The sequence below is a fragment of the Clostridium sp. 001 genome (assembly GCF_019056555.1).
Lineage (GTDB): Bacteria > Bacillota > Clostridia > Clostridiales > Clostridiaceae > Clostridium_B > Clostridium_B ragsdalei.
In genome coordinates, this window is sequence record NZ_CP020473.1 from 3,646,313 (window position 1) to 3,660,072 (window position 13,760).

Consider the following 13,760-nt stretch of genomic DNA (forward strand, 5'->3'; position numbering starts at 1 on the left):
GTTAATGAAGAGAACAAAGGATTTGATGTTAAAGCCAATTTTAACATCAAATCCTTTATTTTTATGTGATAATTTTCTTGACTTAAGGAAAGAATACATCTCAAAGGAGGAGAGAAATAAAATGAGGAAAAAGCAAGGAGCTTTTAGAATAGTAAGCAATATATTAATTTTATTTTTTATTACAGTAGTGTGGTTACCAGTTGTTAATGCAGAACCTTTAAGTGAATCTCATAAAAAAGAGATGAATAGTACAGAATCAGGTTTAAATATAAATGCTAGGTCGGCATTGCTTATGGAACCTGCAAGTGGAAAAGTAATTTTTGAGAAAGGTTCTCATGAAAAATTAGAACCTGCTTCAGTTACGAAAATAATGACTATGCTTCTAACTATGGAGGCAGTGGACTCAGGAAGAATATCATTGTCCGATAAGGTAACCGTAAGTGAAAATGCAAAAAAGATGGGTGGAAGCTCGATGTTATTAGATACTGGAGAAGTTAGAAGTGTGGAAGATTTAATAAAGGGAATAGGAATAGCTTCAGGCAACGATGCAGCAGTTGCTATGGCAGAATATTTAGGAGGAAGTGAAGATCAATTTGTACAGCTTATGAATAAAAGAGCAGCAGAACTTGGAATGAAAGATACAAGTTTTAAAAATTGCACAGGACTTAGTGAAGATGGACATTTAACTACAGCCTATGATATAGCATTAATGTCTAGAGAGTTACTTAAGCATACAAGGATACTGAAATATACTGGAACATATATGGAGACAATATCAGAAGGCAGAAAAAGTCCTATAGAGTTAGTAAACCATAATAAATTAGTAAGGTTTTTTAAAGGATGTGATGGATTAAAAACTGGGTTTACCAGTTCTGCTAAGTACTGTATATCTGCAACTGCAACTAGAGATGGTGCAAGAATGTTGGCTGTAATAATGGGCTCTCCTACATATAAGGTGAGGAATAAAGATGCATCTATGATGATGAATTATGGATTTTCCAAGTACTTTGCAAAGAATATTTTAAAAAAGGGAGCTAATGTAGAAAAGATTCCTCTAAATAAAGCAGGAGATAGATTTTTTATTGCCAAAGCTTCAGAAGATTTAAAGGTGGTAGTTGAAAAGGGAAAAGAAAGTAAAATTACTTATAAGTGTGTAATAGATAAAAATAAAAAGCAATACAAAAAAGGTGAAAAAGTTGGGTATTGTGACGTATATGTAAATGGAGAGGCTTTAGGGAAAGTTAATTTATATAGCGACAGGGATGTAAAAAAGTTGGGTATATTTGGAAACTTTAAAGATAGTTTAAAAAATATTTTACAGAAAGGGCAATAGTTTATATATTTTTAATATATAATGTATAATGAAAACAGGAAATTCGATTAGGGTTATTGGATTTTTAAAACTCGTTGAATTTCCTGTTGATTTGTTTAAGGCATTTGAAGGAAAATAACAAGCCAAAGATGCCTAAAGCGCAGGAAAGGAAAGAAAAACATGAATATTTTAAAGGCGTTTACTATAGAGCAAATACAAATTATAAATTTAATAAAAGCTATATGTAAAAGTAATGGTATAAAGGCTTATATAGTAGGAGGGGCCGTTAGAGATGCGTTCCTTGAAAATAAAGTAAAAGATATTGATATATGTATAGACAAAAATCCTAATTTTATTATAGGTAAATTGAATGGAATTAAATGCTTTCAGTATTATGATAAATTCCAAACAGCTTCTTTGTTATTTCAAAATGAGGTAAATATAGACTTAATAAGGTGTAGAAAAGAATACTATGCTAGAGATGGTGAACTTCCTATAATTGATCCGTCGGACATATACGATGACTTGCAAAGAAGAGACTTTACGGCTAATGCATTGGCTTATGATATAGTAACAGGAAGTTTAATAGATATTTATGGTGGATTGGAAGATATAAAAAATAAAAGCCTACAAAAGATACATTTAAATAGTTATAGAGAAGATCCTACTAGAATATTCAGAGCAGTAAAGTATGCAGTAAGATATGGTTTTGATTTAAAAGATAAGGATGAAATAATTAATTGTGTGAATGAAGGCGTGTTTAATTTGATAAGCAATGATAGAATAGTGAAGGAAATATACCTCTTATGTGAGGAAAAAATGTGGATAAAAAGTATTTTAATGTGCGGTAATTTGAAGATTTTTAATGTTAATAGAGAAAAATTAGAAATAGCAAACGAAAATTACAATAATATAAATAAAAGAATTTTAAGATTATTTTATGCGCTTGAAGACAAAAAGTGTGCTCATATATTAGGTGAAAATTCGGTTTTAGATAGTAAGTTAAAAATTTCAATAAAAAATTTTACAGAAAATTATCAAAAAATAACCGGCGCAGTTCTAAATGCTATGGATAATTATGAATTGTATAAAATATTAAAGAACATAAATGATTATGGACTTATACTTTTAAAATGGAATGACAAACTTAAGTATAAGATTTATAATTATGGTCATAATATGTATCATTATAAATCGTCTTTAAATGGAAAATTCATAAGTTCTATTGGAATACAAAATGGAAAAGCTATAGGAGAAGTTTTAAATTACATGACAAAGATTGAATTAAATTCTATGATAAAGTATGGAAAAAAATATTTAGTAAAAAATTTAGGAGAGATTATTTAGATGTCTTTAAATATAAAAATAGAAAATTTTGAGGGTCCTTTTGATCTGCTTCTTCACCTTATAAAAAAAAATAAAATGAACATATATGATATAAAAATATATGAGATTACGGAACAATATCTTCAGTACGTAAATAATATGAGAGACATGGACTTAGATGTGGCCTCTGAATTTATAGTTATAGCAGCATCACTTATAGAAATAAAATCAAAAATGCTTTTACCTAAAACTCAGTTAAATGAAGATGATAATGAGGATGAAAAAGATCCTAGAAAAGAATTAGTAGACAAGCTTCTTCAATATAAAAAATTTAAAGCAGCAGCTGAATTTTTGAAAAAGAGAGAGATAGGCTTAGAAAAAATGTTTGGAAAAAAACCAGAGATAATTGAACAAGTTAATATGAGTACAAGTCCGGAACAATTTTTAAAGGGAATTACTATGTTAGATTTGTATCGGGTTTACAGTCATCTTATGGATAGCTATGTAAATAAACTTAACAACGGAAATGTCATGGGCAGGGAAATATCCTTAGATAAGTTTAAATTACAGGATAAGATGTTATATATACGAGAAATTATTCAAACTAAGCCTCAAATTAGGTTTTCTGTTGTTTTAAAAAAATGTTCTTTTAAAATAGAGAAGGTCGTAACCTTTATTGCACTTTTAGAACTTATAAAACTTAAAGTAGTATCCGTAATACAGTATGAAAATTTTGATGAAATCTATGTGGAAAGGATAATTGAAAATGAGAAATAATAATGAGGAAAGTACTAGCAGCGAAATTACTCAAGAAAAGGACTTAACAAAAGATGAATATTTTTCTATAATAGAATCATTATTGTTTGTATCTGGTGAACCTCTTACTCTTAAGCAAATTGCTTCAATAATGAAACTCAGTAGTAAAGGTACAAAGGATTTACTTAAGGATATGACAGTTAAGTACAGACAGAAATCTAGAGGAATAAAAATTTTAAACAGTGAAGATAAGTACAGTTTAGTTACTAAAACGGAAAATAGTTATTATGTTGAAGAATTACTTGGGAATAACTCAAGACAATCCCTATCTCAAGCATCCCTGGAAACTTTAGCTATTATTGCTTATAAACAGCCTATAACTAGAATAGATATAGATGAAATAAGGGGAGTAAAAAGTGATAGGGCAATATCAACTTTGGTTGAAAGAAAACTGATAAAAGAAAATGGAAGATTGAGTGTACCTGGGAGGCCTATACTATATGGTACTACGGAAGAGTTCTTGAAATATTTTGGGCTTGAAAATATAAATGAAATTCCGAGTATTGAGGAATTTCATCTTGATTAATTTAGGTGTATTCAAAAAATTATAGTGTATTATGGTAAGTGAAGAAGAAATGACTATTCCTCTTCACTTTTTTCTTCTTCCTTCTTCTTATCAGAGTTATGCTTGGATTTTGAAGATTTAGAATTCATCATTCCCCTTATTACATCCATTACTTGTGGAATTGAATCTACTATTTTATCATAGGTATTATTTTGGTCTAAAGATAAAAGTCTTATAGAGTCACCTTTTGTGACTAAAAAAGCCACAGGTTTTACCGTAACTCCAGCTCCTGAGCCACCACCAAAAGGATATTCTGGATTAGGTGATTCTTCATGGCTTACGTCGAATTCGCTTCCTCCAGATGCAAACCCAAAGGATACCCTTGAAATTGGTATTATAAGAGAACCGTCTTTTGACTCTACAGCATCGCCTACTATGGTATTTACATCTATCATATCTTTTAAATTTTCCATAGTGCTTTTTAATAAATTTTCTATAGGATGATTATCCATAAAAATTCCTCCTTTACTATTCGTTCTTAGTTATTAATTCTTAACTCAAAAATATGCATAGATTATAGTTTTTTTACACTTTTAGCTGTGCTTAAATAGTTTTATATACATATAAATAACTTTAGCTAAACTAATGTAAATTATACTTGATATTTCTAAATTAAAATAAAAACAGTTAAAAACAGGTTTTATTTTAATTTCTTTTTTCTTCACTACAAAAATGTTTTTAATTAGAGCAAATATAAAAGTGATTAATGTTGGTATAAGCCCATAAGTTATGGCAGTATAGGCTGCATCATCTAACCCATAAATGAGTTTTACCTTAATTTTTATATGGGGTTTAAATTTTAATTTTTTAAGGGACTTCAAATTTACTTTGAAATTATTTATGAGGGATGAGGACTTTTTCTTTCCTTCAAGAGGGGGTTTGTTATGTTTTAAATTAATTTTATCTATAACATTTAAATTATAGATTTTTAGTGAGAAGGTTTTATTGCTATAGTTCATTTTTATTTTAAGAGGTATAGGAATAAATACCAAAACAAATAATATTAAGATAAATAAAATAAGTAATTTAATCAATATTTAAATCCCCCCATTTAAAAGGTTTTATTATTAATAATTATTACCTTAATAGTGAATTATATACTAATTTAGAATGAGTTTTACTAGTAATATATTTGCTTTGGGGAAAAATACTTAATAATCTATTGAGAGGAAGGAGATAAACTATAGAAATTATGAAATTAAAAAAGAGTTTATCATATATAGTAATAATATTTATAACTTTTAATATTTGCAGCTATACTGCGTTTGCAGATGATAAAAATTCATCTTTTCGAGAACCTAATATAAATGCACGCTGTGCCATAGCTATGGATAGTAGATCGAAAGTAGTTATGTATCAAAAAAATGCTTCTGAGTTAGTACCGATGGCAAGTACAACTAAGATAATGACAGTACTAGTTGCAATGAAATATGGAAAATTAGATAAAAAAGTACAAATATCATCTAGATCGTCAGGGATAAGGGGATCTGTGGTAGGTTATAAAAAAGGAGAAAATATAACTTTAAAGGAACTTCTATATGGACTTATGTTGAGGTCAGGAAATGATGCGGCTATAGCTATTTCAGAAGGTGTAAGTGGAAGTGTAGAAGAGTTTGTAAAACTTATGAATGAGTATGCTAGCGAAATAGGAGTAATAAATACCCACTTTAAGACGCCTCATGGACTAGACAAAGAAGAGCATTATTCCACAGCTTATGATCTTGCAGTACTTACATCTATAGCTAAAAACAATGCATTGTTTAATGAAATTGTTAGTTCAAAAGATGTGGATGGATCCCAAAATGGATTTACAAGAAGTTATCACAATATCAATAAAATTCTTTGGAAAATTCCAGATGCAAATGGAGTTAAGACAGGTTATACTGGTAAGGCAGGAAAATGTTTAGTTACATCTACAAAAGTTCAAGGAAACGATGTTATAATAGTAGTTTTGAATTGTCCTAGAAGATGGGAAGAAACGGAAAAAATATATAAATATGTTGATAAAAATTTTAAGTTTAACAAGTTATTTTCTAAAGGAGATAAAGTTCTAGAGCTAAGAGTAAATAAAAAAGATTTAAAGTTAGAGTGTGAAGATGATGTTATAGTGCCTATAAAAAATGGATTCAAGTGCAGTGTTAAAATTATAAAACCTCAAAGAATAAAATATTCAATTAACGAGGGTGATAGAATAGGAATGCTTTGTATATATGAAGGGGATAAAAAGATATATAGTACGTCCCTTAGAGCTTCCAATAGCATAAAAGTGAAAAAATTTATGAAATGGACCTTTTAACTTAGAAATTCTATAGATTTTCTAAGTAGAAAGTTTACTTATACCAGCCATATACTAACAAAAATCATCACACTAAAAACTTTTTATAAGTCTAAAGTTCAGTATTTAGAAAATCTAAAGAAGCTTATATAAACAGAGTTCTTGGCATCAGATGGAGTTTTGACTCCACCTGATGCTTAGAAATCGTTATCCAGGGACGTATCTGCTCTTTATTCCCACTTGGATAAGTGGGAATATTAGAGCAGATAGTCATCGGATAAACTCGTACCTGAGACATATATAAGCTCCTAAGATTTTCTAAAATACTTCGCTAAGACTTATAAAAAAAGTTTTTAAGTGTGATTTCCATTTTGTTAGTATATTTTATATATAAGTTAAAATTTCAAGGTGTGATAAGGAGAGGCTATATCCCTGGGTACGTTCAACTAAGGGACTGTTCAAAGCAATCTAAAAATTGCTATTGAAACACCACCAAATTTCATTTAATCTAAGTTTCTTTAGATTTTCTGTGACAGTAGAAAATCTTCTTTAATTGTGAACTAATTACTTCCATTTAACGACAGAAAAAAAGTTCTTCTTTTTTTGAGTCTTCTAGTAAAGTGAATCTTTTTGTAGAATACGGATCGTTTTTTTTTATACTTTTTAAAGCATTTTCTAGAAACTTATCACTAAATTTAATTTGGAAATCTTTTTTAATTTCATTATATATAGTATATTCTATATGAGGTGGAGTAGTATCTACTATATAAATCGGAAAAAGATTTTCTATAGGCTTGTTTACAAGTGCATATTGATATAGTGAAGCATCGACAATAATACCTCGGTATATATTAAAACAATGGGCAAAACTTCTACTGTAGTGTTCATTTATGTAGATACGCAATATGCCTTGCATAGCAGGAACATCCATATCTTCATGTTTGCAAATTTGACATATAAGGGAAGCTATTAAAGGACCATTATTTGAAATAGTATATTTATTAATGCAATATTTACATACATTTTCTAAAAAAGTTTTCTCAGAAATGCTCATATCTATTATCATCTCCTAATTTTAAAACCTAATATATTTATTAAATCATATTTTGATATGTAAATAAACAAGTTTTTATGCAATTTTGAAAAAGGTAATTTGCATAAAACTGCTTGAAATCAATAGTTAGCGTAATAGTTATTCTTTTAGCATACATTAAGTAAGCAAAATTGATATGTAATAATTATGTATAATTATTACATATATTCAATATTATATTAGAAAAAGTACTTTGTTTTAAGTATAAAGTAAAAAATCAAACATAAATATAACAAAAATTGTTAATTTTTTATATCAATAATTTTTATTATATTATTTTAATTAAATTTTTCACATGTATAATTAAAAGTAAGATAGAGATAGTTAGGATATTTTAGTGCATTTATTTAGATAAAAAATATGTATACAAGATTAGAAAAAAATTATAACACATAATAGTTGCATTGAAGGTAATACTGTTCAATATCGATACAGATAAAAAAAATTTATAATACAGAAGAAAAAAATATAAATTTGTGGTATAATATAAAATATAATAATTTAGATTTACACCCCGTGAAAACGCTAACAAATAAATAGGGAGATGTATTATATGAAAAGAGAATCGGAGGGTATTGTAATTGAAATAAGTGAAAGTATTGCAAAAGTAAGAGCTAGTAGACACGGAGATTGTAAAAGCTGTGGTGCTTGTCCTGGTGATAATGCTATAGTTGTAGATGCAAAAAATCCGGTTGGAGCAAAACCTGGTCAACATGTTATTTTTGAAATAAAGGATGCAAATATGTTATGGGCTGCCTTTATTGTATATATACTACCGCTTATTGGAATCTTTATAGGTGCATTAATAGGAACATGGATAGGTGGAAAATTAGGTCATTCTTTAAGAGAGTTTCAAATAGGTGGGGGAGTAGTATTTTTTATTTTATCATTGATATATGTAAAAATATTTGATAGATCTACAAGCAAAAATGAAAATGCAAAACCAGTAATCACAAAGATATTGTATTAAGTAATTTGTGTACAAACTTTAATTAATAAGAGTATCTTTTAAAGTTAACTGACATTTAATAGATAAATTGTCATTATATATTATTTCCTATAGTATATAATTTTATAACGGATTATGGAAAATTCTATAATCTGTTATAAAAATTATGTTTATATTTATTTTGCAGTTTCGTTTATATACATGCTGTAAAAATTATTGAAAGAGGTGTTTAAGAGTGTTAAAAAGTTTTCGAGGTGGAGTACACCCGGATGATAGCAAAAAGTACACAGCTAATAAACCTATAGAAATAGCACCTATACCAGACAAGGTGTTTATTCCCGTTAGACAGCATATAGGTGCTCCTACATCTCCTGTAGTACAAAAAGGAGATGAGGTAAAAAAGGGACAACTTATTGCGAAGAGTGATGCTTTTGTTTCAGCCAATATATATGCATCTACTTCTGGAAAGGTTGTAGATATAGGAGATTACCCACATCCTGGTTTTGGAAAGTGTCAAGCTATAGTTATTGAAAAAGATGGAAAAGATGAGTGGGTAGAAGGAATACCAACTTCACGTAATTGGAAAGAGCTAAGTGCAAAAGAAATGCTTGGAATAATAAGAGAAGCAGGCATTGTAGGAATGGGAGGCGCAACTTTTCCTGTTCATGTTAAACTTGCACCACCACCAGATAAAAAAGTAGATGTTTTTATTTTGAATGGTGCTGAGTGTGAACCTTATTTAACTGCAGATTATAGGTCCATGTTGGAAAAATCAGATAAGGTAGTTGCTGGAGTTCAAATAATTATGAAAATCCTCAATGTGGAAAAAGCATTTGTAGGTATTGAAGATAATAAACCAGATGCCATAGAAGCTATGAAAAAAGCTTTTGAAGGTACAAAAGTACAAGTAGTAGGCCTTCCTACCAAGTATCCTCAGGGTGCTGAAAAAATGCTTATAAATGTTTTGACAGGTAGAGAAGTTCCATCAGGTGGATTGCCTGCAGATGTAGGTGCGGTTGTTCAAAATGTAGGTACATGCATAGCAATAAGCGATGCAGTGGAGAGAGGAATTCCACTTATACAGAGAGTTACAACTATAAGTGGAGGTGCTATTAAAGAGCCTAAAAATATATTAGTTAGAATTGGAACTACATTTAAAGATGCCATTGATTTTTGTGGAGGATTTAAGGAAGAACCAGTTAAAATAATTTCAGGTGGACCTATGATGGGATTTGCCCAATCAAATTTGGATATTCCAATAATGAAGGGTTCATCAGGAATACTTGGTTTAACTAAAAATGATGTAAATGATGGAAAAGAATCTTCTTGCATTAGATGTGGCAGATGTCTAAAAGCCTGTCCTATGCACTTGAATCCAAGTATGTTAAGTATTCTTGGACAAAAAGATTTATATCAAGAAGCTAAGGAAGAATATAATCTTTTGGACTGCGTAGAATGCGGCAGCTGTGTATATACATGTCCTGCTAAACGAAGAATTGTACAGTATATTAGATATTTAAAATCAGAAAATAGAGCTGCAGGGGCAAGGGAAAAGGCTAAAGCAGAAAAGGCTAAAGAAAAGAAAGAAAAAGAAGAGGTCTTAAAATAATAAAGGAGTGATAATAAAATGGCGGAAGCACAGATAAAGAAAAATATTTTTACTATTTCGTCATCACCTCATGTTCGTTGTGATGAATCTGTTTCTAAGATAATGTGGAGTGTCTGTTTAGCACTAACTCCAGCTGCGATTTTTGGCGTATTTAATTTTGGAATTCATGCTTTAGAAGTAATTATAACAGGAATTATAGCTGCTGTAGTTACAGAGTACCTTGTAGAAAAAGTTAGAAATAAACCTATAACTATTACAGATGGAAGTGCTTTTTTAACAGGACTTTTACTTTCTATGTGTTTACCTCCTGATATTCCACCTTATATGGTAGCTATAGGATCTTTTATAGCAATAGCAATAGCTAAACATTCTATGGGAGGACTTGGTCAGAACATATTTAATCCAGCTCATATTGGAAGGGCTGCACTAATGGTTTCCTGGCCTGTAGCAATGACAACATGGTCAAAATTAAGTGCCAGTGGTGTAGATGCTGTAACCACAGCAACTCCTCTTGGAATTTTAAAGCTTCAAGGTTATTCAAAATTACTTGAGACTTTTGGAGGTCAAGGTGCACTTTACAAGGCAATGTTCTTAGGTACTAGAAATGGAAGTATAGGAGAAACTTCTACAATATTACTTGTTTTAGGTGGACTTTATCTAATATATAAAAAATATATTAACTGGCAGATTCCAGTAGTAATGATCGGTACTGTAGGAATACTTACCTGGGCTTTTGGAGGAACTACGGGACTTTTTACAGGAGATCCTGTATTTCATATGATGGCAGGCGGACTTGTAATTGGAGCTTTCTTTATGGCTACTGATATGGTAACAATTCCTATGACTATTAAAGGACAGGTTATTTTTGCATTAGGTGCAGGTGCGCTTACATCACTTATAAGATTAAAAGGTGGTTATCCAGAAGGCGTATGTTATTCAATATTACTTATGAATGCAGTTACTCCTCTAATAGATAAGTTTACACAGCCAGTTAAATTTGGGACAAGGAGGTAAGCTTTAATGGCTAAAGATAAAGATCAAAATAGTATTTTTGCAATTACTAAGAACTTAACCATTACGTGTTTTATATCTGGAATTATAATAGCTGCGGTTTATTATGTAACATCACCAGTGGCAGCACAAAAACAAGTTCAAATACAAAATGATACCATGAAAGTTTTAGTCAATGATGCTGATAAATTTAATAAAGTAAATGGTAAAAAGGATTGGTATGCAGCTCAAAAAGGAAACAAGACAATTGCATATGTTGTACCTGCAGAGAGTAAAGGTTACGGTGGAGCTATAGAGCTATTGGTAGCTGTTACTCCAGATGGAAAAGTAATAGATTTCAGCATTGTATCTCATAATGAAACTCCAGGACTTGGAGCAAATGCTTCAAAGGATTCTTTTAGGGGACAGTTTAAGGATAAAAAGGCGGATGCCTTAACAGTTGTAAAAGATAAGTCTAACACTAAAAACATTCAAGCTATGACAGGAGCTACAATTACGTCAAAAGCTGTAACTAAAGGAGTTAAAGAAGCTGTTGGGCAAGTTACTACGTTTACGGGAGGTAAGTAATTATGAAGAATTTGTGGAATATATTTAAAAAAGGATTGATTGCAGAAAACCCCATATTCGTACTTGCACTTAGTTTGTGTCCAGCACTGGCAACTACAAGTACAGCTGTAAATGGATTTACCATGGGGCTCTGCGTGCTATTTGTTATAACTTGTAATAATACTGTGGTTTCTATAATTAAGAATTTTGTAAATCCTAAGGTACGTGTACCTGTATATATCACTTGTATAGCAACTATAGTTACAGTAGTGGAACTTGTTATGCAGGCTTATGCACCTCTATTATATAAGCAATTGGGAATTTATTTAGCATTGGTAGTTGTATTTGCTATAATACTTGCCCGTGCAGAGACATTTGCATCTAAAAATCCTGTAGTTCCTTCTTTCTTTGATGGACTTGGAATGGGATGTGGATTTACTTTGGCACTTACTATAATAGGAATGATACGTGAATTATTTGGATCTGGAGCTATATTTGGTTTTAATGTATTTGGGGCTTCATATAATCCAGCTTTGATTATGATACTTCCACCTGGAGGATTCATACTTATAGGATATTTAGTTGCTATAGTAAAAGTTTATAACCAACATATGGAGAAAATTAAAATGCAAAAATTAGAACAAGCAAATGGAGGTGAAGCATAATGGCATCTTACCTTACTCTTTTTATAAGTGCAGTAGTTGTAAATAACTATGTTTTAACAAGGTTTTTGGGACTTTGTATATTCTTTGGTGTTTCTAAGAATTTAAATGCTTCTGTAGGTATGGGTATGGCTGTTACTTCTGTTATTACTATGAGTTCAATATTGGCCTGGGTAGTATATCATTTTGTACTTATACCATTTAATTTAACTTTCTTGAAGACAGTAGTTTTTGTACTTCTTATTGCTAGTTTTGTACAGCTTTTGGAGACTATTATTAAAAAGCAGGCACCAGCCCTATATAATATGTGGGGAATATACCTTCTTTTAATAGCTACAAACTGTATAGTACTTGCTGTACCTATATTAAATGCTGATTCTAACTTTAATTTTTTACAGAGTGTTGTTAATGCGATAGGATCTGGGCTAGGCTTTGCTATGGCTATAATTTTGATGGCAAGCCTTAGAGAAAAATTGAGATTAGCAGATGTACCTAAACCTTTAGAAGGTCTTGGAGTAGCTTTTATTTTAGCAGGAATGTTAGCCCTAGCTTTCCTTGGTTTTTCAGGTATGATTTCTATGTAGAAAGGAGCTAATAAAATGAATACTGTAATTATGATTTTAGTTGTAATGACTGTTATAGGTCTTATATTTGGACTTGTTTTAGCCTATGTAAATAAAAGATTTGCAATGGAAGTAAATCCACTTGTGGACTTAGTAGAAGATGTACTTCCAAAAGGCCAATGTGGAGGGTGTGGATTTGCAGGATGTAAAGCTTATGCAGAAGCTGTTGTTTTAGATGAGAGTGTACCTCCAAATCTTTGTGTACCTGGAAAAGCAGCAGTTGCAGAACAGGTGGCAAAGTTAACGGGTAAATCTGCTCCACCTATTGAACCTAGAGTTGCACATGTAAGATGTGGTGGAGATTGTACAAAGGCAGTTAAAAATTTTGAATATGAAGGTATACATGATTGTGTAGCTGCAAATTTACTTGAAGGTGGACCTAAAGCTTGTAAATATGGATGTCTGGGATTTGGGACATGTGTAAAGAGCTGTCCTTTTGGAGCTATGGCAATGGGTTCAAATGGACTTCCAATAATTGATACAGATATATGTACAGGTTGTGGTACCTGTGTAAGCGCGTGCCCAAAACAGGTACTTGGATTTAGGCCTGTAGGTTCTAAAGTAATGGTTAATTGTAATTCTAAAAATAAAGGTGGAGCTGTACGTAAGGCATGTAGTGTAGGATGTCTTGGATGTGGATTGTGTGCTAAAAATTGTCCAAATGATGCCATTAAAGTAGAGAACAATCTAGCAGTAGTAGACCAAAGTATTTGTGCGTCATGTAGTGAAGCTACCTGTCTTGCTAAATGTCCTACAGGAGCTATTAAGGCTATTGTAAGCGGTACAGACTTACAACAGCAGAGCAAGAATGAAGCTGCTGCAAATTCATAATGGCAGTGGAACAAAGCTTAAATTTGTTGATATTAATAATATAATTAGAGTAATATCAAGTGATTCTTAGGTTCAGGTGGAGTTTGCTTATAAGGAATACACTTTTCTCCATCTGAACCTTAGAAGAACTTATCCAGGTGCG

Annotated in this window: 15 protein-coding genes; 12 read left to right on the plus strand and 3 right to left on the minus strand. The window is 30.9% G+C overall.

Annotated elements, in window-relative coordinates; translation table 11 throughout:
• The first annotated feature begins 121 nt into the window (after positions 1 to 121).
• From B5S50_RS16990 to scpB, 4 genes are all read left to right on the plus strand, one after another.
• Positions 122 to 1,333, plus strand: a complete 1,212-nt coding sequence (locus tag B5S50_RS16990) for a D-alanyl-D-alanine carboxypeptidase family protein (RefSeq protein WP_065077557.1) — start codon at positions 122 to 124, stop codon at positions 1,331 to 1,333.
• Between the two features lie 159 nt (positions 1,334 to 1,492).
• Positions 1,493 to 2,659 (plus strand): CCA tRNA nucleotidyltransferase, encoded by a 1,167-nt coding sequence (locus B5S50_RS16995; protein ID WP_065077556.1) that lies wholly within the window; start codon positions 1,493 to 1,495, stop codon positions 2,657 to 2,659.
• Complete coding sequence (locus B5S50_RS17000; RefSeq protein ID WP_217302386.1) at positions 2,660 to 3,415, plus strand: segregation/condensation protein A; 756 nt, start codon at positions 2,660 to 2,662, stop codon at positions 3,413 to 3,415.
• A complete protein-coding gene (gene scpB / locus B5S50_RS17005; RefSeq protein WP_065077554.1) occupies positions 3,405 to 3,980 on the plus strand; it encodes an SMC-Scp complex subunit ScpB in 576 nt (191 codons plus the stop codon). The genes B5S50_RS17000 and scpB overlap by 11 nt, the downstream gene beginning before the upstream one ends.
• Positions 3,981 to 4,033: 53 nt before the next feature.
• Here scpB and ytfJ read toward each other — a convergent pair whose 3' ends face one another.
• On the minus strand, positions 4,034 to 4,471 hold the full coding sequence (gene ytfJ / locus B5S50_RS17010; RefSeq protein WP_065077553.1) for a GerW family sporulation protein: 438 nt from the start codon (positions 4,469 to 4,471) through the stop codon (positions 4,034 to 4,036).
• An 81-nt stretch (positions 4,472 to 4,552) separates the two neighbouring features.
• A complete protein-coding gene (locus tag B5S50_RS17015; RefSeq protein WP_083985570.1) occupies positions 4,553 to 5,053 on the minus strand; it encodes a DUF2953 domain-containing protein in 501 nt (166 codons plus the stop codon).
• A 158-nt stretch (positions 5,054 to 5,211) separates the two neighbouring features.
• Here B5S50_RS17015 and B5S50_RS17020 point away from each other — a divergent pair, with 158 nt between their 5' ends.
• Positions 5,212 to 6,315 carry a D-alanyl-D-alanine carboxypeptidase family protein gene (locus B5S50_RS17020; RefSeq protein ID WP_065077552.1) on the plus strand — a complete coding sequence of 368 codons (1,104 nt, stop codon included), beginning with the start codon at positions 5,212 to 5,214 and terminating at the stop codon, positions 6,313 to 6,315.
• Between the two features lie 553 nt (positions 6,316 to 6,868).
• Here B5S50_RS17020 and B5S50_RS17025 read toward each other — a convergent pair.
• A complete protein-coding gene (locus B5S50_RS17025; RefSeq protein WP_254306616.1) occupies positions 6,869 to 7,348 on the minus strand; it encodes a hypothetical protein in 480 nt (159 codons plus the stop codon).
• Positions 7,349 to 7,940: 592 nt separating this feature from the next.
• Between B5S50_RS17025 and B5S50_RS17030 the strand changes: the two genes are divergently transcribed.
• The 7 genes from B5S50_RS17030 (at position 7,941) to rnfB (ending at position 13,618) form a co-directional block, all read left to right on the plus strand.
• Positions 7,941 to 8,357, plus strand: coding sequence for a SoxR reducing system RseC family protein (locus B5S50_RS17030; RefSeq protein WP_065077550.1), 417 nt, complete (start codon positions 7,941 to 7,943; stop codon positions 8,355 to 8,357).
• A 214-nt stretch (positions 8,358 to 8,571) separates the two neighbouring features.
• A complete protein-coding gene (rsxC, locus tag B5S50_RS17035) occupies positions 8,572 to 9,945 on the plus strand; it encodes an electron transport complex subunit RsxC (protein ID WP_065077549.1) in 1,374 nt (457 codons plus the stop codon).
• 18 nt (positions 9,946 to 9,963) lie between these two features.
• The gene (locus B5S50_RS17040) at positions 9,964 to 10,959 is read left to right on the plus strand and encodes an RnfABCDGE type electron transport complex subunit D (protein ID WP_065077548.1); all 996 of its coding nucleotides are present in this window, start codon (positions 9,964 to 9,966) and stop codon (positions 10,957 to 10,959) included.
• A 6-nt stretch (positions 10,960 to 10,965) separates the two neighbouring features.
• On the plus strand, positions 10,966 to 11,523 hold the full coding sequence (locus B5S50_RS17045; protein ID WP_065077547.1) for an RnfABCDGE type electron transport complex subunit G: 558 nt from the start codon (positions 10,966 to 10,968) through the stop codon (positions 11,521 to 11,523).
• 2 nt (positions 11,524 to 11,525) lie between these two features.
• Complete coding sequence (gene rsxE, locus B5S50_RS17050) at positions 11,526 to 12,167, plus strand: electron transport complex subunit RsxE (RefSeq protein ID WP_065077546.1); 642 nt, start codon at positions 11,526 to 11,528, stop codon at positions 12,165 to 12,167.
• The gene (locus B5S50_RS17055) at positions 12,167 to 12,748 is read left to right on the plus strand and encodes an electron transport complex protein RnfA (protein ID WP_065077545.1); all 582 of its coding nucleotides are present in this window, start codon (positions 12,167 to 12,169) and stop codon (positions 12,746 to 12,748) included. Before rsxE ends, B5S50_RS17055 begins: the two co-directional genes overlap by 1 nt.
• A gap of 15 nt (positions 12,749 to 12,763) precedes the next feature.
• Complete coding sequence (rnfB, locus tag B5S50_RS17060; RefSeq protein WP_065077544.1) at positions 12,764 to 13,618, plus strand: RnfABCDGE type electron transport complex subunit B; 855 nt, start codon at positions 12,764 to 12,766, stop codon at positions 13,616 to 13,618.
• Positions 13,619 to 13,760: the final 142 nt, after the last annotated feature.